We start from the raw sequence: 23,423 nt of genomic DNA, 5'->3' as shown, positions 1-23,423 counted from the left end.
CGGGACCACGCAGGTTGAGGTGAAACGGCGACCGGGCGACGGCGGACGATGCGTCGCCCCACTCACCTGGCAGTGGAGGCCTCGGAGCGAAGCGGAGAGGCCGGAGCGGTCTCCCGCGTGAGGAGCGGAGGCGAGATCGACGAACCCGGGACAAAGAATCCTGATGATGAAGGATCTTGCCCTGTCCCCGACGTGCGCAACCCACACATCGGACCGGAGAGCCAGGATCACAGCCGTAGCGTGATCTTCCCCGTCGTCCGCCGGGCCAGCAGATCCTCGAACGCCGGGCGCACCTGCGCGAGCGGGTACGCCGCGCCGGTCTGCGGTCGCAGCGTACCGGCGGCGACGAGGTCGAACATGGCCGACAGGGGTTCGCGGAAGGCGCCCGGGACGGCGAGGGCGGGCCGCAGCCAGAATCCGGCGACCGCATGGTTGCGGTCGGCGAGCCGGCCCGCGTCGACCGGCGGCCGCCCGGCCCGGGAGGCGTTGCCGAAGGTCACCAGCCGGCCGAAATCCGCCAGCGTGTCCAGGGCGGCGGTGAACGTCGGCCCACCGACCGAGTCGAGCACGATGTCCACCGGTCGGCCGTCGTTGGCGGCCAGGACGCGTTCGGCGTACCCGTCGGGTTCGGCGGCGACGGCGGCATGCGCGCCGAGCGATGCGGCCAGGGCGCGCTTGGCGGGCGTCGACGCGACGGCGATGACCCGTCGCGCGCCGAAATGGCGGGCCAGCTGCACGGCCAGCGATCCGACGCCGCCGGCCGCCGCGTTGACCACGACCGTCTCGCCGGGACCGATCCGGGCGCAGCTGCGCAGGATGTGCCAGGCGGTGAGGCCCTGCACGAGAAGCGCGAGCGCCTCGGCGTCCGGCACCGCCGCCGGAACCTCCACCGTGGAGCGCGGATCGACCACGGCCCACTCGGCGAACCCGCCGCCCTCGGAGCGGCTGCCCCCAGACCTGCTGTCCTCAGAACCGCTGGCTTCGGACCCGCTGCCCTCAGGCCCGCCGCCGTCAGACGCGCCGCCTCCGAAGAGGGTCGCCAGGACGCGCCGCCCGTCCGCGGTCCGGCCGACGACCTCGGTGCCGGGGATGAACGGCAGCTCCGGCGTGGGGCGGTAGGTGCCCGCGATCCGGCTGGTGTCGGCGAAGTTGACCCCGGCGGCCCGCACCGCGACGAGCAGCCCGCCGTCGGTCACCGCCGGTTCGGGGACGTCGACGACGGTCAGGACCTCCGGCCCGCCGAACCGGTCGACGCGTACCGCGCGCATCACTGCAGGCCGGTGCGGACCGAGGTGATGCGGTGCGTGTTGAAGCCGAGCCAGTGCATCCGGCCGGCGTAGCGCGCGTGCTCGATCTTCAGGCACCGGTCCACGACCACGTCCAGCCCGGCGTCGGCCGCGATCCGCGAACCTTCCTCGTTGACGACCCCGAACTGGCACCACAGCGCGCGGGCGCCGATGCGTACGGCGTCGGCGGCGATGCCGGGGACCGCGTCCGGCGCGCGGAACACGTTCACCACGTCGACGGGTACGGGGATGTCGGTCAGGGCGGGATAGCTGCGCTGGCCGAGGATCTCCGACTCCCGCGGGTTCACCGGGATGACCTGGTAGCCGTGCCGCTGCAGGTAGTAGCCGACGAAGTTGCTGGCCCGCAGCTCGTTGCCGGACAGGCCGACGATCGCGATCGTCCGTGCCGTGTGGATCACCCGCTGGATCGTGGCCGGGTCCTGGTAGTCGCCGATCTTGTGCTCTCCGCCGTGCTCTCCGCTGTGCTCTCCGCCGCTCACGCCGCCGCCTCCCGTCCGCCGATGTTCGCCGCCACCTTCGCGAAAGCCCGCTCCAGGTCCCAGATCAGGTCGGCGACCGACTCGGTGCCGACCGACAGGCGTACGGTGCCGGGGGAGACGCCCGCCGCGCGCAGCTCGTCGTCGCCCAGCTGCCGGTGTGTGGTGCTGGCCGGGTGGATGATCAGGCTCTTCGCGTCGCCGACGTTGGCCAGATGCGACCACAGGGTCACGCCGCGGATCAGATCCTGGCCGCCGTCCCGCCCGCCGGCGCAGTCGAACGAGAACACCGCGCCCGCCCCGAGCGGCAGGTACTTCGCCACGAGGTCCGCGTACCGGCTGTCGGGCAGGCCCGCGTAGCTGACGTTCGAGACGAGGTCGTGGCCCGCGAGGAACTCCGCCACCGCCCGCGCGTTCTCGACGTGCCGCTGCATCCGCAGCGACAGCGTCTCCAACCCTTGCAGGAACAGGAAGGCGTTGAACGGCGACAGCGCCGCGCCCAGGTCGCGCAGCGTCTCCGCGCGCAGTTTCATGAGATAGCCGTACGCGCCGAAGGTCTCGTGGAACTGCAACCCGTGGTACGCCGGGGACGGCTCGGCGATGACCGGGAAGCGCCCGTTGGACCAGTCGAAGGTGCCCGCCTCGACGACCACGCCGCCGATGCTGGTGCCGTGTCCGCCGATGAACTTGGTCGCCGAGTGCACGACGATGTCGGCGCCCCACTCGATCGGCCGGCACAGGTACGGCGTGGCGAACGTGTTGTCGACGATCAGCGGCAGCCCGTGCTCGTGCGCGATGGCCGCGACCGTCTCGATGTCGAGCACGTTGCCGGCCGGGTTGCCGATCGTCTCGGCGAAGAAGGCCTTGGTGTTCGGGCGTACCGCGGCGCGCCAGGCGTCCGGGTCGTCGGGGTCCACCCAGGACAGTTCCACGCTCATCTTGCGCAGCAGGTGCTTGAGCTGGTTCACGGTTCCGCCGTACAGGGCCGACGACGAGACCACGTGGTCGCCCGGCTGCAGCAGGGTGAACAGCGCGGCGGCCTGGGCGGCGATGCCGCTGGCGAAGGCGACCGCGCCGCAGCCGCCTTCGAGGCTCGCCACGCGCTCCTCGAACACCGCGACGGTCGGGTTCATGATGCGCGAGTACGTGTTGCCGTACTCCTGCAGGTTGAAGTAGGCCGCCGCGGATTCCGGGTCCTCGAACACGTAGCTCGTGGTCTGGAAGATCGGCACCGCCCGGGCGCCGGTGTTCGGGTCGGGCCGCTGCCCGGCGTGCAGCTGCCGGGTCTCGAACCCGAACTCGCGGGCCTCCTCCGTACGCGGCCCACTGCCAAGCGGTGGCCCTGCGGTCGGTGACTCGGTCACTCGGCATCCTCCCCGGATGGTCGGTCGGTCGTCCCGCCCGCCAGGAACCGGCGGACGAGCGGCGTCTGTCGAGCTTCCTCCAGCAGGAAGCAGTCGTGGCCGTAGGGGGCCTCGATCAGGTGGTACTCGACCGGCTTGCCGGCCGCCCGCAGCGCCGTCTCGATCTCCTCGGAGGCCGACGGCGGATACAGCCAGTCGGAGCTGAACGCGATCAGCAGCGTACGCGCCCCGATGCCGGACAGTGCCTTCAGCAGCGAGCCGTCCCCGTGGTCGCGGGCCAGGTCGAAGTACGTCAGCGCCCGTGAGGTGTGCAGGTAGGTGTTGGCGTCGAACCGCTGGACGAAGACCTCCGCCTGATGGCGCAGGTAGCTCTCCACCTCGTACTCGGGCTCGGTGAAGGTGTAGCGGACGTCGTCGGCGGACTGCAGCCGCCGACCGAACTTGTCGGCCAGCGCGGGCGCGGACAGGTAGGTGACGTGGCCGACCATCCGGGCCACGCCCATGCCGGCGTCCGGTTTGCGGCCGGTGCCGTAGTAGCGGCCGCCCTGCCAGTCCGGGTCGCGCATGATCGCCTCGCGGGCGATCGCGTTCCAGGCGACACCCTGGGTGTGCAGGGCGTGCGTACTGGCGATGACCACGATCGCGTCGACCTGATCGGGATGGCGGACCGCCCATTCCAGCGCCTGCATGCCGCCCAGCGAGCCGCCGGCGACCGCGGCGAGCCGCTCGATGCCGAGCTCGTCGAGGAACGCGCGCTGGGCGCGGACCATGTCGGCGACGGTGACGACCGGGAAGTCCGGCCCGTACGGCGTACCGGTCGCCGGGTCGACCGACGACGGGCCGGTCGTGCCCCGGCAGCCGCCGAGCACGTTGGTCGACACGACGAAGAACCGGTCGGTGTCGAACGCCTTGCCCGGCCCGATCATCCCGTCCCACCAGCCGAGCGCCTTGCCGGCCGACCCGTCGCGGTGCTCGGCCGCGAAGCCGTCGCGCGTACTCGCGGCGGGGGCGTGCGCGGCGGTCCCGGCGGCGTGCGCGTCGCCGCTGAGGGCGTGGCAGACCAGGATGACGTTGTCCCGTTCGGGGGACAGCTCGCCATAGGTCTCGTACGCGACCCGGACGCCGGACAGCTCCCGGCCGCAGTCGAGGGGCACAGGTCGTGGCAGGTCCAGGTACCGCGTCTCGACCACACCGACCGAGCCGGCAGGCGATGTTGCGGAAGGCATGGGCGCGATCATAGACCTGGTCCTCGGAGTGGGTGCCGGTGTAAAGTCCTGCAATCCGATAGGAAATCTAGGATAGCCTGCCGGGCACGGCAGGCGAGAGGGGCATCGCATGACCGAGGTCAGCACCAGCAGTGGCACAGCCGAGAACGGTGTGAACGTCCAGGCGCTGCTCGACGCGCGCGAGGCGCTCAAGAGCGCGCCCGAGGCCGCCCAGTTCACCTGGCGCGCGTCGTCGAAGTGGCAGAACGGCGTGCACAGCACGACCCGCGTGCAGAACTTCTACGGCCTCGGCCAGGAGCAGAGCCACAAGACCGAGACGGTCTTCGACGCCGACCACCCGGCCGTGTTCGCCGCCGAGGACAACGGCATCACGCCGATCGAGTACCTCCTGGTCGGCCTGGCCTCCTGCCTGACCGCGGGCGTCGCGTCGGTCGCCCAGAACCGCGGCATCCAGCTGCGCTCGGTGGAGTCCACCGTCGAGGGCCAGCACGACATCCGCGGCATCCTCGGCGACCCGGACGTCCGCAACGGCTACAACGACATCAAGGTCACCTTCACGATCGACGCCGACGCCACGCCGGAGGAGATCGAGGCGCTCGTCGCCCAGTCGCAGAAGCGCTCGGCGGTCTTCGACGCGCTCACCAACCCGACCAACGTCACGGTCGAAGTCGCCTGAATCGGCATCGCCTGAATCGGCATCGCCTGAGATCGAAACCGCCTGACAATCGAAGCCGCCTGAGAGAGGCCCGATCATCGAGCACGTCACCACCGTCGTCGTCGGGGCCGGCCACGCCGGCCTGGCGGCCAGCCACTTCCTCACCGCCCGCGGCATCGACCATGTCGTCCTCGAACGCGGCGAGGTGGCCAACTCCTGGCGGCACGAGCGCTGGGACTCCCTGCGCCTGCTCACCCCCAACTGGCAGACCGACCTGCCGGGGTACGCGTACGCGGGGCCGGACCCGGACGGCTATCTGACCGCGGTCGAGGTGGCCGACCTCATCGCGGGGTACGCCGCCGCCTCGGCCGCGCCGGTCCGCACCGGTACCGCCGTCACCTCGCTGCGCCGGACGGAGGACGGCTACGCGGTCGTGACGACCGCCGGCGAGTTCCGCTGCCGCACGGTCGTCCTCGCGTCCGGCGCCTGCAACCTGCCGTCGGTGCCGGACTGGCAGGCGGCGGTGCCCGCGAAGGTCGACCAGCTGACGCCGTTCGACTACCGCGCGCCCGATCAGCTGGCCGACGGCGGGGTGCTGGTCGTCGGCGCCTCGGCGACCGGCGTACAGCTGGCGGACGAGATCCGGCGGTCGGGGCGGCCGGTCGTGCTGTCGGTGGGGGAGCACGTACGCCTGCCGCGCCTCTACCGCGGCCGGGACGTCCTGTGGTGGATGGCGGCGTCGGGCGTGTGGGACCAGCGCTTCGACGAGCTCGACGACCTCGACCGGGCCCGCCGGCTGCCCTCGCCGCAGCTGGCCGGTACGCCCGAACGGCGTACGCTCGACCTCAACGCGCTGGTCGCGGACGGGGTCGAGCTCGTCGGCCGCTGGGCCGCCCTGCGCGACGGCCGGGCGCTGTTCTCCGGCGGGCTGCGCAACGTGTTCTCCCTGGCGGATCTCAAGATGCGGCGACTGCTGTCCACATTCGACGAATGGGCGGAGCGGACCGGCGCCGCGGCGGACGCGCCCGACCCGTACGCGCCGACCGGCGTACCGGAATCGGCGCGGCTGCAGCTCGACCTCGGCTCCGGCGAGATCCGCACGATCGTCTGGGCGACCGGCTACCGGCCCGACTACGCGTGGCTCGACGTGCCCGTGCTCGACGGCCGGGGCCGGCTGCGCCACGAGGGCGGTGTCGTCGACAGCGCGGCCAGCCCCGGCCTGTACGCGCTCGGCCTGCCCGTGCTGCGCCGCCGCAAGTCGACGTTCCTCTACGGCATCGAGGACGACGCCCGCGAGATCGTGGGCCACCTCGCGGGCCACCTCGCGGGCCACGTGGCCGGCTGGTGAAGACGGCGGTTCACTGAAGACTGTGATTCAACGAAGACTGTGATTCACCGGAGGAGCGGCAGCACGCCCTCGGCGAAGGCGTACGCCTCTTCGAGATGCGGGTAGCCGGACAGGATGAACTCGTCGATACCGGCCTGCTGGTATTCGCGCAGCCGGGCGGCGACCTCGTCGTGGCCGCCGACGAGGGCCGTGCCCGCGCCGCCCCGGATCAGGCCGATGCCCGCCCACAGGTTGGGCCCGACGATCAGCCGGGCGGGGTCGCCGCCGTGCAGGGCCAGCATCCGCCGCTGACCTTCGGAGTCCAGAGTGGACAGCTGCTGCTGGCGCAGGCGGACGGTCGCCGGGTCGAGGCCGGCGATCAGCCGCTCGGCGTCGGCCCAGGCCCGCCCGGAGTCGTCCCGGGTGATCACGTGGACCCGCAGGCCGAAGCGGAGCTTGCGACCGGCGTCGGTCGCCTGCCGGACCCGTTCGATCTTGGTGGCCACGGCCTCGACCGGTTCGCCCCACGTCAGGTACGCGTCCGCGTGCCGGGCCGCCACCTCGATCGCGGCCTCCGAGGAGCCGCCGAGATAGACGGGCGGGAACGGGTCGACCGGCTCGCGCAGGGCGCCACCGTCCACTGTATAGTGCTCGCCGGCGTGGTCGAACGGCACGCCCCGGGCGGCGGCCCGCACGACGTCGAGGAATTCGGCCGCGCGCGCGTACCGCTGGTCGTGGTCCAGGAAATCGCCGTAGCCGCGCTGTTCCGCGGCGCTGGACCCGGCGACGACGTTGAGCATGAGGCGGCCGCCGGACAGGCGCTGGAAGGTGCCGGCCATCTGGGCGGCGAGGACCGGGGCGACGAGGCCGGGCCGCAGCGCGACCAGGAAGCGCAGCCGCCGGGTCGCGGCGATGAGGGCGGCGGTGGTGAGCCAGGCGTCCTGGCAGTGCGCGCCGGTCGGGGTCAGGACGCCGTCGAAGCCGAGGTCGTCGGCGGCCTGCGCGATCCGCGTCAGGTACGCGAGCGTCGCCGGCCGCCCGGCCGGAGCCGCGCTCCCGTCCGCGCCGATGCCGCCACCGTGGCCGCCGGGGTGCAGGGTGCGGTCGTCGCCCCCGGTCGGGAGGAACCAGTGGAACGCGCTCACGGCATCAATCTCCTGACCAATATCCTACTTGACTGATCGGGTTTGTAGACTAACACTCTCCCTGTGCATGATCCCCTCCCGTTCCGGGACCGCCTGCGGGCCGCCGGACTGCGGTTCGCCGCGGTCGCCGGGGCGGTCGCCGTGTGGTGGGCCGTGGCCCGCGCGCAGATCTGGCCGCCGGTCTTCGTCCCGTCGCCGGGCTCGGTCTGGCACCAGTTCCTCGCTACGTCCGGCCTCACCGGCGACGGGGACGGCTGGGCCGGCTACACGCTCGGCGAGCACCTGCTGGCGAGCCTGCGGCGGATGGCGATCGGGTGCGCGTACGGGGTCGGGGGCGGGATCGTCCTCGGATTGCTGATCGGGCTGGTTCCGGTGCTGGACACCGTGCTCGGGCCGGTCGTGACGTTCGTGCGGACCCTGCCGCCGCTGGCGTACCTCAGCCTGCTGGTGATCTGGTTCGGCATCGACGAGTCGCCGAAGGTGTGGCTGCTGCTGCTGGCCGCGCTGCCGCCGGTCGCGGTCGCCACGGCCGACGCGGTCCGGGCGGTCCCCGCCGACTACGTGTACGCCGCCCGCTCCCTCGGTGCCGGCCGGGCCCAGATCCCTTGGCGCATCGTGCTTCCCGCCGCCGCACCGGAGATCCTCACCGGGATCCGGGTCGCGGTCGGGGTCGCGTACACGACGGTCGTGGCGGCCGAGACGGTGAACGGCGTACCGGGGATCGGCGGCATGATCCGGGACGCCCAGCGCTACAACCAGACGGACGTCGTCGTCCTAGGGATCATCCTCATCGGACTGTCCGGCCTGTTCTTCGACGCCCTCCTGCGGTACGCCCAGCGGCGCCTCACCCCCTGGCGCGGACGCGCCTGAAGCCGCATCACCCCCATGAAGATAGAGAAAGGCATCCCTGTGAGTCCTGCCATCCACCGACGCGGACTGCTGCTCGGCGCGCTCGGTCTCGCCGCCGCACCCCTGCTCGCGGCCTGCGCCGACGACGAGCCCGCGGCCGCGCCCGGTGCCTCGGGTGCCGCCGGGCCGAAGCAGCTGCGCATCGGCTACCAGCTCATCCCGAACGGCGACCTGATCGTCAAGGACCAGGGCTGGCTGGAGGCGGCCCTGCCGGGCACGAAGGTCGTGTGGAGCAAGTTCGACTCGGGCGGCGACGTCAACACCGCGATCATCGCCGGGGCCATCGACATCGGCCTCGCCGGCAGCAGCCCGGTCGCGCGCGGGCTGGCCGCTCCGCTGAACATCCCGTACGCGGTCCCGTGGATCTTCGACGTCATCGGCGACAACGAGGCGCTCGTCGTCAAGCCCGGCATCGACTCCGTGGCGGCACTGGCCGGCAAGAAGGTCGCCACGCCGTTCGCGTCCACCTCGCACTACAGCCTGCTGGCGGCGCTGGCCGCGGCCGGCGTACCCGAAAGCGGTTTGAAGATCATCGACCTGGAGCCGCCGGAGATCCAGGCGGCGTGGCAGCGCGGCGACATCGACGGCGCCTACGTCTGGACGCCGGTGCTGGCCGAGCTGCGCAAGCAGGGCAAGGTCCTCGTCACGAGCCGCGACCTGGCCGGGCAGGGCAAGCTGACCGCCGACCTCGCCGTGGTACGCAAGGACTTCCTCGCGCAGTACCCGGCGGCCGTGAAGACGTGGCTGCGGCAGCAGGACCGCGCGGTGAAGCTGACCAGGTCGGACAAGGCCGCCGCCGCGGCGAGCATCGGCAAGCAGCTCAACCTGTCCCCGGACGAGGCGGCCGCGCAGCTGGCCGAGCTGGTCCTGCTGGACCTGTCCGAGCAGGCCGGGGCCGACTACCTCGGCAAGCCGGGCGCGCCGGGCAAGCTCGCCGAGAACCTGCACAGCGCGGCCGAGTTCCTCACCGCGCAGAAGAAGCTCACCGGCGCGCCGGACCTCGCGGTCTACCAGAGCGCCCTCGCCGTGCAGGCCCTGGCCGATGCCGCCTGAGCTCGACACTCCCGTGAGGGCGGCCGCCGACGCGGTCGCCCTCACGGGCGTCGGTCACACCTACCGGGCCGCCGGGCGCGACATCATCGCGCTCGACGGCATCGACCTGAGCGTGCCGGCCGGCGGCGCGCTGGCCATCGTCGGCCCGTCCGGCTGCGGCAAGAGCACGCTGCTGCGCATGGTCGCCGGCTTCCTGCGCCCGTCGGCCGGGCGGGTGCTCGTCCACGGCGCCGAGGTCACCGCGCCCGGCCCGGACCGCGGGGTCGTCTTCCAGCAACCGCGCCTGTTCCCCTGGCTGTCCGTCCGCGGGAACATCGCCTTCGGCCTGAGCGGGGCCTTCGGGCTGCGCAATACTTCCGGCGGTGCCCGAGCTTCCGGGCTGCGCGGGGCTTCCGGGCTGCGCGGGGCCTTCGGGCTGGGCGGTCGCCCGCGCGCCGAACGGGAGGCCCGCGTCGCCGAGCTGCTCGACCTGGTCGGGCTCGCGGACGTCGCGCGGCTCAAGCCCTACGAGCTGTCGGGCGGGATGCAGCAGCGCGCCGCGATCGCCCGCGCGCTCGCCCCCGGCCCGCGGCTGCTGCTCCTCGACGAGCCGTTCGCCGCGCTCGACGCGCTCACCAGGGAACGGCTGCAGGACGAACTGCGCGCGCTGTGGCGGCGTACCGGGACGACGATCCTGCTGGTCACGCACTCGGTCGACGAGGCTGCCTTCCTGGGTACGCGCATCGTCGTGCTCAGCGCCCGGCCCGGCCGCATCATCCACCAGGAGGACTCGACCCTCCCGTACGCCGACCAGCCCCGCGCCGAGGCGGAGTTCACGGCGACGCGTACGCGGATCCTCGAAGCGGTGCAGGCGGCCGTCCACTGACCCCGGCGGACTGAGATCATCTAGGTAAACTCCGCGGATGGCCATGACTCCCGAGGAATTCCACGCGTACGCCCTCGCCGCCGCCGACCCCGACGGCCGGTTGCCGCTCGCCCGGATGACCGGCTGGGACATCAGCCCGTTCGAGCAGGACGGGCTGCGCACGAATCCGCTGCGCCCGCCGGTCCTGCCCGAACCGGCGCGGCACGGCGAGGACCCGGCCGACTGCAGCTCCTGCCGGAACCGTGACGCCGGCCTCTGGCTCAACGAGAACTGGCGGCTGACCCGGGTCGGCGGGGTCGGCGTACCGCTGGTGCTCATGCTGCACTCGCGCGACCACTACGACTTCGAGGATCTGCCCGACGAGCTGGCGGCGGAATTCGGCCTCCTGAGCGCGCGGATCGCCCGGCACGTCAAGGCGCTGCCGGGCATCACCCGCTCCCACGTGTACCGGATCAGCGACGGCGGCGCGCACCTGCACGTCTGGTTCTTCGCCCGGCCCGAGGGACAGGGCCAGCTCTTCGGCTCCTGGCTGGTGATCTGGGACGACCTGCTCCCCGAGTACCCGGCGGACCTGGCCGACGCGGACGCGGAAACGGTGGTGGACGCGCTCATCGCCTCCCACGGCGGCCACCGCCCCACCTCATAGCGGCGAGCACAAGTCACGATCCTCTAGGGTCAAGATCAGTTTCATGTCCCGGGTTCGTCGATCTCACGTCCGCTCCTCACGCGGGAGACCGCTCCGGCGCGGGGCGCCTCCGCTGCCAGGTGAGTGGGGCGAAGCCTCCTCCACCGCGGTCCGGTCACGGTCTACCCCCTCGTCCGAACTTTGTCCCGACTGTCCGATGTGAGGTTCGGGCGGTCGGGTCCGGCGGTGATCGTTCGCGGTTCCGATGTAGTTTCGGAGTCTGTTCCCTCGATCCATTGCGGCTGAGATGTTGCTATGGGCCGGTTTCCGCATCTCCACCGCTGTGGATCTTGGGTGAGGGGTGCGTTTACATCTCAATCGCTGTGGATCACGTCCATGCGGGCCGTCATCCGTTGTGCTCCAGGATGCGGGAACGATCTTCCGCTATGCGGACGCCGAGTCCTGTTTTCATGATCGTTTACGGTTCAGGTGTAAATCCGGCCCGATCTGCATGATCGTTTACGCGTCAGGTGTAGCGGAAGCCGGTCAATGCGCTCCGGAACCGTAAACGATCATGCGTCGGGTGGCTCTTTTCGCGCCTCAGCCGTAAACGATCACTCCGTCGGCTGCCGGCCGGATGGACAAGTCGGACGGTCGGGACAAGGTCGGGCGGACACAAGCCGGGCGGGGTTGGGGCGAACCGCGACCGAACCGCGGTGAACGATGCTTCGCTCCACTCAAAATCCGGTTTGGATCAGGTTTTCGCACGTAATCTTGGCCCATGATTCGGGTGATTTCCCTGATCCAAACCGGATCTTGAAATGATCTTGATCTTATGATGAGGATTTTCAGGTGAGCGGGATCGACTGTCCACCGGGGACGGTGACCAGATGGGCGCTGGCCGTACGCGCCGCGACCGGGATCGTGAAGCCGCGGACGATCTCGGCCACCCTGGCCGGTTCCGTGACCCCGGTCGCCAGCGTGCAGTGCGGCAGGAGCGCGTCCGGCCGGTAGTAGGGCCAGATCCCCTCCGCCATCGTCTCGACCACCGCGTGCACGACGTGGTGCAGCGCCAGGAACCGGGCGGACGGGATCACGCCGAGGAAGACCGGCGCCTCCGCCGTGAGGAAGAAGCCGAGCGGCGCGAGCGGGAGCGGCAGGCCGACGGACTGGGCGAGCACCGGTCGCAGCGCGTGCACTATCTGATCGGGGTCGCCCTGGTCGAACACCGTCAGGCTGATGTGCGGATGGTAGTCGGCGTCCGGTACACCGCCCGGCGAGAGGATGCCGTGGTCGTCGAGCGCGGCCCACATCTGCCGGATCTGGCGGTCGGCCGCGTCGTCGAGGAAGAGCTCGATCGCGTACGGCATGCGGCGCCCCGATTCCTGGCCGATTTTCTGGTCCGGGCGTCATTCTGCCGTGCCCGCCCGCGTCCCGCATCCCGGGACGGCAGAATGCCGCGGCAGCCGTTCACCAGGGCAGCGGCCGGCCGTCGCGGAAGAAGCCGCCCGTCGGGCCGTTGTCGGGCAGGGTCGCGGCCCAGACGATGCCGGCCGCGCCGTCGCGTACGGGCCGGCCGCCGGGGCCGCCCATGTCGGTCGCGACCCAGCCGGGGCAGACCGCGTTGACGAGGAAGCCGGCCGGGCGCAGTTCGGCCGCCAGCATTCTCGTCAACGCGTTCAGGCCCGCTTTCGAAGCCGAGTACGCCGGTGTGCCGCCGCCCATCGACGTCAGTGAGCCGCCTTCGCTGGACACGTTGACGATCCGGGGATGCGCGCTGCGCCGCAGGGCCGGCAGGAGCGCCTGCGCCAGCCGCCAGGGGCCGTAGAGGTTCGTCTCGGCCGCCTGGCGTACGACGTCGAGGTCGGCGTCGACGGCGTGCTGCCACGTGTCGTAGAGGATCGCCGCGCTGTTGACGAGGACGTCGAGCGCGTCGACCTGGGCGGCCGCCGCGCCGATGCTCGCGGGGTCGGCCACGTCGAGCCGGAGGTGCCGGACGCCGAGGTCGCGCCCGGCCTGTGCGGCGGCCTCGGCGTCGCGGGCGGTGAGGATGACGTCGTGGCCCTGCTCGGCCAGCTGCCGGCAGACCTCGCGGCCGAGGCCCCGGTTCCCGCCGGTGACAAGGATCGTCGCCATGTCCTCAAACCGCCCTTCGGGTGTGTCAGCGCGCTGTCGGTGTGTCTGATGCCGTTGCGCGGCACGGAATGTCAGCATGCCCTACCGGTCTCAGGCCGCCGCGCGGGCCTCGGCGGTACGCGGCCGGAGAGGAAGGTGCGGCAGGGCCAGTCCGGCCGCGACCACCAGCACGCCGGCCGTCGTGCCGAGCCCCGGCAGGTGTCCGTCCATGATGGACGTCGCGGCCAGTGTCGCCAGCGGCAGCACACCGACGATGATGCCGGCCTGCTCGACGCCCAGCCGTTGCAGCCCGAGGAACCACGCGACGAACGCCACCACCGTCATGAGCACCGCCAGGTACGCCAGTCCGGCCGTTTCGACTACCGTCGGCAGGCGCCAGGCGGCGGGTTCACCGGTGACGACCGCGGCGAGCCCGAGCAGCGGGACCGCGAGCAGGCAGGCGTACGCCGAGACGCGTACCGCGCCGAGGGCGGGCAGCAGGGGAGCGGCGAGGAGGGAGAACGCGGTCTCGCAGGCGAGCGCTCCGGCCGCGGCGGCCAGGCCGATCGCGTCGGTCCGGCCGAGGCCCTCGACGAGCGCGGTGCCGGCCAGCACCACACCGGCCGCGGCGACGAGCAGGGTCGCGGGCCGGCGGCCGGACAGCAGCGGGCCGAGCAGGGCCAGGGTCAGCGGGGCCGCCCCGATCGCCGTGCCGATGACGGCCGGCTCGGCGTGCCGGAGCCCGATGAGGATGCAGGCGTTGAACAGGGCCAGGCCGGTCGCGCCGAGCGCCGCGAGCAGGGCGAGTTCCCGCCGTGTCGGCCGCGTACGCGTCGGGGCCGGGAAGAACCGGGCCAGCCCGAGCAGGAGCACGGCGGCGGCCGCGTACCGGAGGGCCTGGCCGGTCAGCAGGGGATAGCCGGTCACGAGGCGGCTGACCGCCACGGAACTGCCCACGATGAGCATGCCGAGCGTGCACAGCGCGTACGCCGCGCGGGTGGAGAGCGTCATGATCTTCACGGTAGGCTGTGATTGGACTGCCAATAAGGGCCACTCGGCGCGACGATTGGAGGACCACTTGGAGGCGCTCGTCCCGTTCGACCGGACCGGCCGCGGAGTCGCCGGGCGGCTGACGGCCGCGCTGCGTACGGCGATCGAGCAGGAGCGGCTGGCGGCCGGGGCGCGGCTGCCGTCCAGCCGCGAGCTGGCCGCCGACCTCGGGCTGTCGCGGGGTGTCGTCGTCGAGGCGTACGAGCAGCTCATCGCCGAGGGCCGGCTGGTCGCCCGGCGCGGGTCCGGCACGATCGTCGCCGCGTCCGTCCACACACGACAGGCGGCCGCGGCGGACCCGTTCGTGGCGGCGGGACTGCGCCCGCTGCGGCCTGGCATCCCCGACCTCGGGCTGTTTCCGCGGGCGGCGTGGCGCCGCGCGTACGACCGGATGGTGACGACCGTGCGCGACGCGGACCTGGACTACGGCGATCCCGCCGGGCCGATGGCGGTGCGCGAGCAGCTCGCGGCCTACCTCGGCCGGGTGCGCGCGGCCCGGCTGACGGCCGCGGACTTGACCGTGACCGCGGGCGCCGCCCAGGCGTTCGCCCTGCTCGGCCGGGTGCTGAGCGCGGACGGCCACCGCACGGTGGCGATGGAGGAACCGGGCAGCCGGGGCGTGCGCGAGCAGCTCGCGCACGCGCTCGACGTGCTCCCTGTGCCGGTCGACGACGACGGCCTCGACGTCGGCGCGCTCGAACGTACCCGCGCCCGCGCCGTCGTCGTCACGCCCGCGCACCAGTTCCCCACCGGCGTAGTCCTCGCGCCGGCGCGCCGGGCCGCGCTCATCGCCTGGGCGCGCCGCACCGGCGGCCTGATCATCGAGGACGACTACGACGCCGAGTTCCGCTACGACCGCGAGCCCGTCGGCTGCGTCCAGGGCGTCGCGCCCGACGTCACCGTCTACATAGGATCAGCGAGCAAGGCGCTGGCTCCCGCTCTGCGCCTCGGCTGGCTGTCCGCGCCACCCCGGCATCTTTCCCGGGTACGCGTCCACAAGCGGTCGATCGACCTCGGCGGCCCGATCCTGGAGCAGTACGCCTTCGCCGACCTGCTCGCGACCGGCGGCTACGACCGGCACCTGCGGCGGGCCCGGCGCGCGTACCGGACCCGGCGGGACGCTCTGGTGTCTGCATTGGACAGGCACTTCCCCGGCCGCCCGGTCCACGGGGTGGCCGCCGGGCTGCACCTCGTGCTCGCCCTGCCGCCGGGGGCGGACGACGCCGCGCTGGCCGCCGCGGCCGCCGCCCGGGGACTCGGCCCGGTGGCCCTGTCGGCCTGCCGCCTGACCGAAGGCCCGCCCGGCCTCGTCCTCGGGTACGCCGCGCACACGGCCGACGAGCTGGCGGAGGCGGTCGCGGTTCTGGCCCGGATCAACAGAGAGCTGCCATAGGGCGATGAATGACAACTGATCAGGCGCGTTGATTCAGTAGGTACGGCACGAAGCGGGTCTGTTACCGACGGTAATTGCTCGTGGAGTGCCGTGCCACTGCGCAGGCACATTTTGCCGCTCAACCGGCGGTGCCTTGCTCGCTAACCTCCGCATAGACAGGCATCAGTGCCACGTGACGAGAGGCGGACGAGCATGAAACCGATGACGAGTACTGGCCGGCGGACGTGGGCTCGGGTGTGGACGACGGCCGTCCCGCTGGCGCTGGCGGTCGTCGCCACCCTGGGCCTGGTCGACACCTCGGCCTCGGCCGGGCGTACCGGCGCGGGTGTCGCCGCGGCCGGTGTGAGCCCGTTCAACTTCGTGTCGTACCTCGATCTCGAATGCTTCAAGACGAGCCCGTACACGCCGCCGGTCACCACCGTGCTCACCCGCCACCTCAACCCCGTGCTGGCCGGGCTGCCGGCGGAGAACGTCACCCTCGGCGCGCGGCAGCAGCTGTGCGTACCGGTGGCGAAGAACGGGGTGACGCCGCCGGCCGACGTGCTCGGGTTCATCCGGTTCGTCGACCTGTCCTGCTACGCGATCAGCGGCATCACCGTCAACAAGACGCTGACGCTCACCCATCTCAACCCCGTGCTCAAGGCGCTGCCGGTGCGTACGATCACGATGGTCACGCCGCAGCAGCTGTGCGTACCGGTGGTCAAGAACAACGCCTTCCCGCCGGCCGACGTGCTGCGGCTCGTGCAGTACATCGATCTGAAGTGCTACCTGGAGCAGCCGCAGACCAGCCTCGGCATCAGCCTGCGCCTCAGCCACCTCAATCCCGTGCTGGCCGGCCTCGCCGTGCACACCGCCTCGGTCACCTTCAACCGGCAGCTGTGCGTACCGGTGCAGAAGAACAACCAGGTGATCCCGGACGACGTCCTCAACGTCGTGCGCTGGGTGGACCTGGAGAAGTTCGACATCGTCACCCCGGCGCTGACCTCGCCGGTGACGCTCACCCTGACGCACATCAACCCGGCCCTGACCGGCCTGCCGGTCGAGACCGCGGTCATCCAGACCAGCGAGCAGCTGGCGGTCCCGGTGGCCAAGAACGGCGCCATCCCGCCGACGGCCTGACCCGAGCCACGGTCCCGCCGCCCCTCGGCGGCGGGGCCTTCCCGTTGCCGGTCGCCGTCACAGCCGCGCGACGTTGACGTCCTGGCCGAGCAGCGCCCCGCCGGCCAGTTCCAGCGAGTCGGCGTGCACGAGCGCGTGCTGCGCGGCGGTGTTGACGTCACGGAAGTGCCGCTGCATCGGGCTGGACCGGTAGACCGCCGTTCCCCCGGCTGCCCGGTACAGCCGCCCGACCGCTTCGGCCGCCGCGGTGGTCGCGGTCGTGACCGCCAACCGCAGCCGGGCCCGGTCCGCCGTCTCGACCGGCCGTTGCGCCGCCGCCAGATCCCAGACCCGGGCCAGTTCGCCGCGCAGGAAGGTACGGGCGGCCGCGTACTGCGCGGTGGATTCGGCGTACGCGATCCGGGCCGAGCCTTTCGCTGCGAGCTGTTGCCCGGTCAGCGGGTTGACCTTCGCGGCGGCCAGGCGGGCGAACTCGTCGAGGGCGGCGCGGGCGATGCCGAGCGAGACCGCGCCGATGTCCAGCGACAGGAAGCCCAGCAGCGGAAACCGGCCATGCGTCGTGGCCGGCGGCTGCGTCAGGGAGAACGTACGCGCCGCCGGCACGAACACCTCCTCGGCGCTGATGTCGTGGCTGCTCGATCCGCAGAGCCCCACGGCGTCCCAAGTGTCGTGAATGGACATCTCCGTCCGGGGCAGCACGGCCATCACCACCTGCGGCGCCCCCTGGGCCACAGTCGCAGTGCCCCCGCCGTTCACAGCTCCCCCACCGGTGGGGGCACCGTCGCCGGGTACCACGACGCAGCCGACGACCAGCCAGGTCGCCAGGGGTGACGCGCTCGCGAACGGCCACCGCCCGGTGACCCGGTAGCCGCCCTCGACCACCCGCGCCCGGCCCGCCGGAGCCGCCACTCCAGCGACGACGCAGCGCGGATCGGCGAGCAACTCGGCCGCGACGGACCCGGGCAGATAGCCGAGGACGACGCTGGTCGCGCCCCCGATCATCGCGCACCAGCCGGTGGAGCCGTCCGCGAAGCCGAGCCGCTCGAAGACGTCGAACGCGGTCACCGCGTCCGCTCCCAGCCCGCCCGCGGCCCGGGGCGCGGCCAACCGGAAGACGTTCAGCTCGGCGAGGCGTACGACGAGGGGTTCGGGAAGGATTCGGTCGCGTTCGATGTCGTCGGCGGCGGCCCGCACGAGTGGCAGCAGGGCGTCAAGGCCATCGAGCACAGTGGACGGCTCGGTCTTTGGGTGCTCGGTCTCTGGGTGCTCGGTCTCTGGGTGCTCGGTCGGAAGGGACATGGTCGACAGGATAGAAGGCCGCCGTTGGCGGACACCGTTGCCATGAATCCCCGGGGCGTACGCGCGCCGTACTTAAGACGGGCCGCCGACGCGGCGGTCGTGTCTTCGATGGGAGATCATGAATGCGCCGCTTGACGATGCTCGTGGTGGCCGTGTTGGGTGCGATGCTGCTCGTGCCGGGCGCCGCCGCGGCCGAGGGGATCATCGGTTCGCTGTCCATCGCCCCGTCCACCGTCCGCGACGGTGAAACCGCGCAGGGCACGGTAACGCTCGCCTTCCCCGACGCCGCCGACACGACGGTACTGGTGTTCAGCGGCGACACCGGGGTCGCCACCGTTCCGGCGTCCTTCGTCATTCCGGCCGGGTCGAGCGCCGGGACCTTCCCGATCGCGACCAACGCCGCCGCGCCGCCGACGATCGTGCAGATCACCGCCTGGGTCGGCAACACACCGCGGTCGGCGAACCTGTCGGTCAACGCGGCGACGCCGCCCGGTCCCTCGCTCAGCTCGGTCTCGTTCGTCCCGTCGACCGTCGTGGCCGGACAGAACGCCACCGGTACGGTGACCTTCACCGGCACGATGGCGCAGGGCGCCGTCGTCCAGCTGTCCAGCAGCGACAGCTCGGTGGCCCAGGTGCCCTCGGAGACAGTCGTCTCGGCGGGCCGGTCCTCGGGCACGTTCAACCTCAGCACCACCGCCGCGGGCACGGTCACCATCACCGCCCGGTGGTTCGGGGTCACGCGTACGACGACGGTCACGGTCACGCCGGGGACGCCGCCCGCCGCCGACGTCGTCCGCATCACCAAGGCGCGCTGGAAGAGCGGGCTCCTCACGATCGAGGCGACCAGCACGAACCCGAACGCGATCCTCGGTGTCTACACCACCTCCGGCGGCTTCATGTTCAACCTCACCAACAACGGCGGCGGCCGGTACTCCGACCAGCGCGGCTGGGTCACCAACCCGGTCCAGGTCGTCGTTCGCAGCAACTTCGGCGGCTCCGCGGCGGCGACCCTGACCAACTGAACGCGTACGCGGTGTCCTCGGTCTGAGCGGTTTCTTACGATCGCGGGCCGGGGGCACCGCGGGCGGAAACGTACCGTGGTCTGATCCGACCACGGGGGAGACCGATCATGGAGAAGATCGACTACGACGACCGGCTGCACGCCGTGTACGCGGCCGGGCGCCGGATGGCCGCCGACTCGAGCGCGACGTGGATGGCCGCGTTCGCCCGCCACCTGCCGCCGACGCGACCGCTGACGTGGCTGGACCTGGGCTCGGGCACGGGCCGCATGACGCCGGCGCTCGCGGCGGCCTTCGGTGCCGCCCACGGCGTGGAGCCGTCGGACAAGATGCGGGCGCAGGCCATCGCGCAGGCGACCCACCCCACCGTCACGTACGCAGCCGGCTCCGCCGAGCACATTCCGCTGCCGGACGCCTCGGTCGACGCGGCCCTGCTGTTCTTCGTCTGGCACCACGTCGTCGACCGCGCGGCGGCAGCCCGCGAACTGCTCCGCGTCGTCAAGCCGGGCGGCAAGCTCTTCGTTCAGGCCAACCTCGCCGACCGCATGCCGGACGTCTGGTGGTTCCGCGTCGTACCGGCCTGGGCGCACGCCGACACGTCGCAGTTCCGCACCGAGTCGGAGGTGACCGGCGACTTCACCGGCGCGGGGTGGACGCTCGCGGCCCGCGACGCGGTCACGTGGTGCCGGTCCGCGAGCCTGACCGAGGACTACGAGCGGCTGCGGCTGCGCTCGGTGTCGATGTTCGAGCGGCTGACGGTGGAGCAGATCGAAGCCGGCTTCGCGACGATCGAGGCGGAGCTGCCGTCGCTCGCCGACGAACCCCAGTACGAGACCAGCGACATCCTGGTATTCCAACGGTAGGCGGTGGGCGGTCTCGGCATGCGTACCGCGGTCTGTCCGGTGTGGACTCTGTGGCGTGGGCCAGGCTTCGATGTTCCGGGGCCCCTCGCGGTGCTGAGTCACCACCGAACTGGCGCCAGCGCCGACCATTTGGCACGCCTGCCCCTGCATATGGTACTGAGCTGCCTTGCCGACGACGCCTACGACCACAACAGCGGGGCAACTCGTCGACCCCGATACGGCCCTGGCGCTTCGATGCTGATGGGCTGGCGCCGACCGGCGAGATCGGCTTCCTGCCGGCGTGCTGAGCCACAACCGATCCAGTAGACCGGCCTCGACCATCTCGGCGACCGCCTGCCACGCTGCGCCAATCGACACCCGCCGACCATCATTCATAATCGCTGTGTATTCCTCCAAGAAGGATCTTGTACCAGGCCATCTGGCACGCCGCAGACGTGGAGAGTTTTGGTGAGCATCGACAAGGCGCGCAAACGAATCCGGCGGGCAGCAGAGGTGCAGGACAGCACCCTTGACTTGTCTAATCTGAGCCTAGAGTTTGTCCCGCCAGAGATCGCTGATCTCACACAGCTGACCTACCTGGACCTCGGTGCCAACCAGTTGACTACGCTGCCGGCTGAGATCGGCAACCTTACCAAGCTCACGCACCTGAACCTACGTGTCAACAAGCTGACCGTGCTGCCACAAGAGATCGGCTATCTCACCAGGATCACCAACCTAAATCTCGGCGCCAACCGCCTGACCACGCTGCCGGCTGAGATCGGCAACCTCACCCGGCTGACCTACCTGACGCTAGGTGTAAACCAGCTAACAGAGCTTCCGCCAGATATCGCCACGCTCGCTCAGCTGATTGCCCTGGGCCTCCACGGCAATCAGCTGAGCGAGCTGCCGTCAGAGATCGGAATTCTTACCCAGCTCACCAACTTGGGCCTTAACGGCAACCAACTAATCCAATTGCGATCAGAGATCGGCAATCTCACCCAACTCACCTACCTGAACCTCGGCGAGAACCAGCTGACCAGATTGCCGCCAGAGATCGGCAATCTCACCCAACTTACCTACCTGAACCTCGGCGGAAACCAGCTGACCGGACTGCCGCCAGAGATCGGCGAACTCTCCAGACTCGCCACCCTCGATCTGAACGGCAACCAGCTGACCAAGCTGCCACCAGAGATCGGCGAACTCTCCAGACTCGCCACCCTCCATCTAAACGGCAACCAGCTGACCGGGCTGCCGCCAGAGTGTGGCGATCTGACTCGGCTCACCGAGCTGAGCCTCGGCGACAATCCGTTGGTTACGCCGCCTCCCGCGGTCACGGCCCAAGGCACGCAGGCAGTCATCGAGTTCATGCGAGGCTTGCTCACGCGAAGCCAGCTGCAATGGCGTTCGAAGCTGCTTCTCGTGGGCCAAGGCGGCGGTGGTAAGACCTCGCTGGTGAAGGCACTCCTTGGCCTCCCTTATGACGCCGGCGAGGTCACGACACACGGGCTACAGATCACCGAGCTCTCTGTACCACACACTGACCATTCTCAGGAGCTGGGCCGTGGCATCGATGAGCTGCATCCGGACCGTACGAATGTGATGATGCAGCTGGCGGTCTGGGATTTCGGTGGGCAGGAAATCTATCATGCCACCCATCAGTTTTTCCTTACCGACCAATCGTTGTTCGTGCTTGTGTGGAACGCTCGCGCTGGCTACGAGTACGGCAGGTTGCGTTACTGGCTGGACCTGATCACGGCCCGCGCGCCGAAGGCCCCTATCCTGGTCGTTGCCACTCACGCCGCAGAACGGGGACCTGATCTGCCTCGCCCACAGCTACGGGCGGCGTATCCGAAGATCTGCGATTTCATCGAGGTCGACAACGCCACCCGCGACGGCATCGACGAGCTGCGTACGTTGATCGCCCGGCACGCCGCTGCCCTACCCCTGATGGGCAGGCCTTGGCCCGCGACTTGGAAAGCCGCCCAGGATGCCATCCGCGCAGACTCTCACACTCATATGCCCCAGGCCCAGGTTCGCGACCTGCTCGCAGATCACGGCAACCCCGAGCCCGAAACCCAGAACGCTCTGCTGGGCGCGCTGCACGATCTCGGCGAGATCCTTCATTGGTCCGACGATCCTGAACTAGTACGGCAGCCGAAGATCGTTTTTTGTTCGCCCGGTCGATGGTCACGGGTTGGCAAAGTCGGTGTGTGGCAGGGGAAGTAGGCACGGTCGCCGCTAGATCATGTCTGTTGTGGACATACATGAGGTCGCGGCGACCGTTGCCGCCAGGATAGACCCTGCCGGGTGGCGGGAGGAGTTCGACTCGCTGTTCGCGCGCGTGGCGCCGGCGTTCGCCCGGGTCGAGCCCCGCCGTCGAGCCCGGCTGTTCGTCCAGGCCCTGCTCGGCCCGATCGAGGTGCGTACCTGCTGGCAGATCGCGGAGTACGCCGGTGAGAGTGATCCCGGTGGGATGCAACGGCTCCTGGCGTCGGCGTCGTGGGATGACGCGTTCGTGCGGGCGCAGATCCGTGACTACGTGGTGGCCGGGCTCGGCCCCGGCGGGGTGCTGATCGTGGACGAGACCGGCGACGCCAAGAAGGGGATCAAGACCGTCGGCGTGCAGCAGCAATACACCGGCACCCTCGGGAAGGTCGACAACGCGCAGGTCAGTGTGCATCTGGCCTACGCCACCCGCGCCGGCGGCCGGGCCTTGGTCGACTTCCGGCTCTACCTGCCCGCCGGCTGGACCGACGATCCGCAACGGTGCACCGCCGCGAACGTGCCCGACGACATCGGCTTTTCGACCAAGCCACAGCTGGCTTGGCAGATGATCGAAGACGCCCTCGACGCCGGTGTCGAAGCCGGATGGGTGACCGGCGACGAGGTCTACGGCAACGACACGAAGCTGCGCGCCCACCTACGGGCCCGGCAGGTCGGCTACGTCCTGGCGATCCGCTGCGACACCGCCCTGACCCGCTGGGACCATCCGAGCCTGACCATCACCGCCGCCCAGCTGGCCGCCTCACTACCCGCCGAAGTGTGGGGCCGCTACCTGGCCGGCTGGGGCTCGAAAGGACCCCGCTACTACCAGTGGACGTGGGTGAACATCATCGAGACCGAAAGCGACGCAACCCACCACGGCCACCACTGGCTACTGCTGCGCCGCAACGAAACCACCGGCGAAACCGCCTACTACCGGTGCTGGTCACCGACCCCCGTCAGCCTGCCCACCCTGACCTGGACCGCCGGGCTGCGCTGGCCGATCGAGTCCTGCTTCCAGGACACCAAAGGCCAGACCGGCCTGGACCAACATCAGGTCCGCACCTGGCTCTCCTGGCATCGCTACACCACCCTGGTCCTACTCGCCGCGGCGTTCCTGGCCGTGCTCGCCGCCCAACAGCCCCGACCCCAGCCCTCCGCCGTCCCGCCCGCCGACGAGATCGGACCACTGAGCGCGGCCGAGATCCGCCGCCTCCTCACCTTCGTATTCGCCAAGCCCGATATGACGATGCGGCATGCGCTGTCCTGGCTCGCCTGGCGCCTCGTCCACCAAGCCAGAGCCCGCCACTACCACCACAAACGCCGAACCCTCGTCGACATCAGTCGATGATCAGAATCTTCGGCTGCCGTA

21 protein-coding genes are annotated in these 23,423 nt (G+C 70.8%); 12 read left to right on the top strand and 9 right to left on the bottom strand.

Annotated elements, in window-relative coordinates; translation table 11 throughout:
* Positions 1-227: 227 nt before the first annotated feature.
* Genes G401_RS0131775 through metX form a run of 4 tightly spaced genes read right to left on the bottom strand, consistent with a single transcriptional unit; the run spans position 228 to position 4,373 of the window.
* Complete coding sequence (locus G401_RS0131775) at positions 228-1,268, bottom strand: quinone oxidoreductase family protein (protein WP_027345662.1); 1,041 nt, start codon at positions 1,266-1,268, stop codon at positions 228-230.
* Complete coding sequence (locus G401_RS0131770) at positions 1,268-1,786, bottom strand: CoA-binding protein (protein WP_084557843.1); 519 nt, start codon at positions 1,784-1,786, stop codon at positions 1,268-1,270. The genes G401_RS0131775 and G401_RS0131770 overlap by 1 nt, the downstream gene beginning before the upstream one ends.
* Positions 1,783-3,147 carry an O-acetylhomoserine aminocarboxypropyltransferase/cysteine synthase family protein gene (locus G401_RS49795; RefSeq protein WP_051367433.1) on the bottom strand — a complete coding sequence of 455 codons (1,365 nt, stop codon included), beginning with the start codon at positions 3,145-3,147 and terminating at the stop codon, positions 1,783-1,785. Before G401_RS49795 ends, G401_RS0131770 begins: the two co-directional genes overlap by 4 nt.
* The gene (metX, locus tag G401_RS0131760; RefSeq protein ID WP_027345660.1) at positions 3,144-4,373 is read right to left on the bottom strand and encodes a homoserine O-acetyltransferase MetX; all 1,230 of its coding nucleotides are present in this window, start codon (positions 4,371-4,373) and stop codon (positions 3,144-3,146) included. The genes G401_RS49795 and metX overlap by 4 nt, the downstream gene beginning before the upstream one ends.
* A 109-nt stretch (positions 4,374-4,482) precedes the next feature.
* On the opposite strand from metX, the gene G401_RS0131755 reads away from it, so the two are divergent.
* Together G401_RS0131755 and G401_RS0131750 are read left to right on the top strand one after the other, a co-directional pair.
* Positions 4,483-5,049 (top strand): OsmC family protein, encoded by a 567-nt coding sequence (locus G401_RS0131755; protein WP_051367432.1) that lies wholly within the window; start codon positions 4,483-4,485, stop codon positions 5,047-5,049.
* A gap of 73 nt (positions 5,050-5,122) precedes the next feature.
* On the top strand, positions 5,123-6,376 hold the full coding sequence (locus G401_RS0131750; RefSeq protein WP_211240901.1) for an NAD(P)-binding domain-containing protein: 1,254 nt from the start codon (positions 5,123-5,125) through the stop codon (positions 6,374-6,376).
* A 44-nt stretch (positions 6,377-6,420) separates the two neighbouring features.
* Here G401_RS0131750 and G401_RS0131745 read toward each other — a convergent pair whose 3' ends face one another.
* Positions 6,421-7,500 (bottom strand): LLM class flavin-dependent oxidoreductase, encoded by a 1,080-nt coding sequence (locus G401_RS0131745; RefSeq protein ID WP_034593768.1) that lies wholly within the window; start codon positions 7,498-7,500, stop codon positions 6,421-6,423.
* Positions 7,501-7,563: 63 nt separating this feature from the next.
* Between G401_RS0131745 and G401_RS49790 the strand changes: the two genes are divergently transcribed.
* The 4 genes from G401_RS49790 to G401_RS0131725 are packed head-to-tail and all read left to right on the top strand — an operon-like array spanning position 7,564 to position 10,973.
* Positions 7,564-8,370 (top strand): ABC transporter permease, encoded by an 807-nt coding sequence (locus tag G401_RS49790; protein ID WP_051367430.1) that lies wholly within the window; start codon positions 7,564-7,566, stop codon positions 8,368-8,370.
* Positions 8,371-8,409: 39 nt separating this feature from the next.
* The gene (locus G401_RS0131735; RefSeq protein WP_245601904.1) at positions 8,410-9,462 is read left to right on the top strand and encodes a taurine ABC transporter substrate-binding protein; all 1,053 of its coding nucleotides are present in this window, start codon (positions 8,410-8,412) and stop codon (positions 9,460-9,462) included.
* Positions 9,452-10,327, top strand: a complete 876-nt coding sequence (locus G401_RS0131730) for an ABC transporter ATP-binding protein (protein WP_051367429.1) — start codon at positions 9,452-9,454, stop codon at positions 10,325-10,327. Before G401_RS0131735 ends, G401_RS0131730 begins: the two co-directional genes overlap by 11 nt.
* 37 nt (positions 10,328-10,364) lie before the next feature.
* Entirely contained in the window at positions 10,365-10,973 is a 609-nt protein-coding gene (locus G401_RS0131725) for a hypothetical protein (RefSeq protein ID WP_034593766.1), read from the top strand.
* 827 nt (positions 10,974-11,800) lie between these two features.
* On the opposite strand, the gene G401_RS0131720 is transcribed toward G401_RS0131725, so the two are convergent.
* From G401_RS0131720 to G401_RS0131710, 3 genes are all read right to left on the bottom strand, one after another.
* Positions 11,801-12,322, bottom strand: coding sequence for a 2'-5' RNA ligase family protein (locus G401_RS0131720; protein ID WP_027345653.1), 522 nt, complete (start codon positions 12,320-12,322; stop codon positions 11,801-11,803).
* 100 nt (positions 12,323-12,422) lie between these two features.
* Complete coding sequence (locus tag G401_RS0131715; protein ID WP_027345652.1) at positions 12,423-13,088, bottom strand: SDR family NAD(P)-dependent oxidoreductase; 666 nt, start codon at positions 13,086-13,088, stop codon at positions 12,423-12,425.
* Between the two features lie 90 nt (positions 13,089-13,178).
* Positions 13,179-14,078, bottom strand: a complete 900-nt coding sequence (locus G401_RS0131710) for a DMT family transporter (RefSeq protein ID WP_064741904.1) — start codon at positions 14,076-14,078, stop codon at positions 13,179-13,181.
* A gap of 67 nt (positions 14,079-14,145) precedes the next feature.
* Here G401_RS0131710 and pdxR point away from each other — a divergent pair, with 67 nt between their 5' ends.
* Positions 14,146-15,510, top strand: coding sequence for a MocR-like pyridoxine biosynthesis transcription factor PdxR (gene pdxR, locus G401_RS49785; protein ID WP_034593764.1), 1,365 nt, complete (start codon positions 14,146-14,148; stop codon positions 15,508-15,510).
* Positions 15,511-15,711: 201 nt separating this feature from the next.
* On the top strand, positions 15,712-16,629 hold the full coding sequence (locus G401_RS0131700; RefSeq protein WP_245601903.1) for a hypothetical protein: 918 nt from the start codon (positions 15,712-15,714) through the stop codon (positions 16,627-16,629).
* Between the two features lie 57 nt (positions 16,630-16,686).
* Here G401_RS0131700 and G401_RS49780 read toward each other — a convergent pair whose 3' ends face one another.
* Positions 16,687-17,928, bottom strand: a complete 1,242-nt coding sequence (locus G401_RS49780) for an acyl-CoA dehydrogenase family protein (RefSeq protein WP_084557841.1) — start codon at positions 17,926-17,928, stop codon at positions 16,687-16,689.
* A gap of 122 nt (positions 17,929-18,050) precedes the next feature.
* On the opposite strand from G401_RS49780, the gene G401_RS0131690 reads away from it, so the two are divergent.
* From G401_RS0131690 to G401_RS0131675, 4 genes are all read left to right on the top strand, one after another.
* On the top strand, positions 18,051-18,950 hold the full coding sequence (locus G401_RS0131690; protein ID WP_157546630.1) for a hypothetical protein: 900 nt from the start codon (positions 18,051-18,053) through the stop codon (positions 18,948-18,950).
* 107 nt (positions 18,951-19,057) lie between these two features.
* On the top strand, positions 19,058-19,810 hold the full coding sequence (locus G401_RS0131685; protein ID WP_027345648.1) for a class I SAM-dependent methyltransferase: 753 nt from the start codon (positions 19,058-19,060) through the stop codon (positions 19,808-19,810).
* Between the two features lie 447 nt (positions 19,811-20,257).
* The gene (locus tag G401_RS49775; RefSeq protein ID WP_157546628.1) at positions 20,258-22,015 is read left to right on the top strand and encodes a leucine-rich repeat domain-containing protein; all 1,758 of its coding nucleotides are present in this window, start codon (positions 20,258-20,260) and stop codon (positions 22,013-22,015) included.
* A 28-nt stretch (positions 22,016-22,043) separates the two neighbouring features.
* A complete protein-coding gene (locus G401_RS0131675) occupies positions 22,044-23,402 on the top strand; it encodes an IS701 family transposase (RefSeq protein WP_245601610.1) in 1,359 nt (452 codons plus the stop codon).
* The last annotated feature ends 21 nt before the right edge of the window (positions 23,403-23,423 follow it).

It is taken from the genome of Hamadaea tsunoensis DSM 44101 (assembly GCF_000428945.1).
Taxonomy (GTDB): Bacteria; Actinomycetota; Actinomycetes; order Mycobacteriales; family Micromonosporaceae; genus Hamadaea; species Hamadaea tsunoensis.
Note: the sequence above shows the minus strand (reverse complement) of the source record. Positions and strands in the feature narration are given on the sequence as shown.